The sequence below is a fragment of the Enterococcus sp. H57 genome (genome assembly GCF_003112495.1).
GTDB lineage: Bacteria > Bacillota > Bacilli > Lactobacillales > Enterococcaceae > Enterococcus_B > Enterococcus_B faecium.
Genome location: NZ_BEHC01000030.1, coordinates 1 through 1,858 on the forward strand (window position 1 = coordinate 1; position 1,858 = coordinate 1,858).

At 32.5% G+C, this 1,858-nt stretch carries 2 protein-coding genes and 1 pseudogene; 2 read left to right on the forward strand and 1 reads right to left on the reverse strand.

The features are described from left to right. Window positions 1-120: 120 nt before the first annotated feature. Window positions 121-783 (reverse strand): hypothetical protein, encoded by a 663-nt coding sequence (locus DIZ30_RS06935; RefSeq protein ID WP_010718223.1) that lies wholly within the window; start codon window positions 781-783, stop codon window positions 121-123. A gap of 614 nt (window positions 784-1,397) precedes the next feature. Here DIZ30_RS06935 and DIZ30_RS06940 point away from each other — a divergent pair. Continuing rightward, window positions 1,398-1,619: a hypothetical protein gene (locus tag DIZ30_RS06940; protein WP_002351578.1), complete on the forward strand. Its 222-nt coding sequence runs from the start codon at window positions 1,398-1,400 to the stop codon at window positions 1,617-1,619. Between the two features lie 14 nt (window positions 1,620-1,633). Further along, window positions 1,634-1,858, forward strand: a pseudogene (locus tag DIZ30_RS13670) (DUF5960 family protein); the annotation flags it as partial.

A 1,858-nucleotide genomic window follows, 5' to 3' on the forward strand; every position in this document is an offset into this window, starting at 1 on the left:
ACCGCAACGGTTGTGTAAAAATATCATTTTAGAGCATGAAAAAAGGAGTGGATTTCTCCACTCCAAAAAAGTCTAACTTTTGGGGGTCACTACATTTTGAACGTCTGATTTAGAGTGCTACTATTTAGTTTTCTTTGTCTTGGATAGGTTGTTTCTCTGCTTATAGATTTTGATTCTTCGATAATCAAATCCTATCTCTGTCATTAATTCCTCCCAATTTTTGTTTGTTCTTTTCATGATTGTATCAACTGACGGTAGTTTTGGGGATTGAACTAATTTTCGAAACTTTGTCATTGATAAATCATCTTGTAAGTCCAAGCGGATTATTTCATTTTTTAGTTCTAACAGCAGTTCAAAATCAGTAAAACTAGGTTTCTCATTTTTCACTTTAAAAAGAGGCCGTATATCTCCTAACCGCTTTTTAACAGTGCTAAGTGAAGGAATGTCCTTCTCTACTGATTTTTTTTCGTACATTCGCTGAGAACTTATCTTCTCACACTTAATAAAAGATTCTACTATTTCCAATAATTCTTGTTCTGACATTCTAGACCATTTTCCATAATCAGTATTTTCTTTTCCTATACTAATCAATAAATTCTCCCATGATCCATATTTTTTGTTAATGAACCACATGCTTGGTGCAGAATTTGGATTTTCTGCTAGCTTTTTCTGGTATTGACGGCTAGATTTAATTCCGTGTTTTTCGATGAATTCATTAATTGTTAAAATCAGTTTTAAATCACTTTGATTTTTCCAAATGATACGTCCATCATTTTGCTTCACGATAAAAACTCCTAAAATTTATTTAGATAGAAGCCTATCACATCAACTTTTTAATAGAAAAGCACATGTTTTGCCTTTTTTGCTAATAGCTGACCCTTTAAGAAACTCGGGTTCAAAAGTTGCTAAATTCGGTAAATGTTTTGGTATTTTTCGTATTATATTTGTCGTCAAGCTGACTACTAAATTTTGCCCTATTTTGACGACACTGATAGTCAATGTCGGACAATCTAGGACAATTCGGGGGAATATGAGTGAAAAATGGTCCAAAACAGCCAAAAATGGCTAAAAACTGTGATAGAGAAAAAAGAAAAAGCCCTTGATATACAAGGACTTTTCACAGATTTCAGATTTCCAAGGAAGTTTTCCGTGTTTATCTTCTGATTTCTTTGATACGAGCAGCTTTTCCGTGTAATGCACGTAAACAAAACCACTATAATCTATTATGTATCTAATACCTTCAAAACAGCTATAAATCAATAATACCGACATATAATAAACACTATGTTCAATCTGAGATATATCAAAGGTAAACGCATTTTTGCCCCCTTTTTGCCCCTCAAATATCGCTTTACAACAAGAACGTAAGTTCGTATAATCGTTTTGAGGTGATTTTTATGATGGAAGAATTTATTAGAAAAAATATCAGTGACGAATATGCAGACTTTTATGAGCAAAGCAGCAAAAAAGATAAATTCCAGATGGATGTTTCAATCTTAGCTATATTAGCTTTTTCTGAAAATAAACAACCTGTAACTGCAAAAAAAGAAACGGTATTCTCTGAAGGCAAAATAAAAACTCGATATATATTAGAGGTAGAAACTAAGTTTAAAAACTGATTGGAGTAATGGTTATGCTTTTTAATGAGACACAATTATGGTTTAAATTCGATCCTTCGAATAGATTTGTCAAAGATTTTTATAAGGTGTGGGATTCAGAAGTTTTCTTTTTAGCAATCGAAGATAGCTTATTAATCAATCTTTATGGAATGGCAACAGTTTTTTTGACAAATTTTATAAGGTGCAGAACTTCTTTCCGTATGCTATTCCGATTGTCCTTGACAATGAGCCTCCTCGGA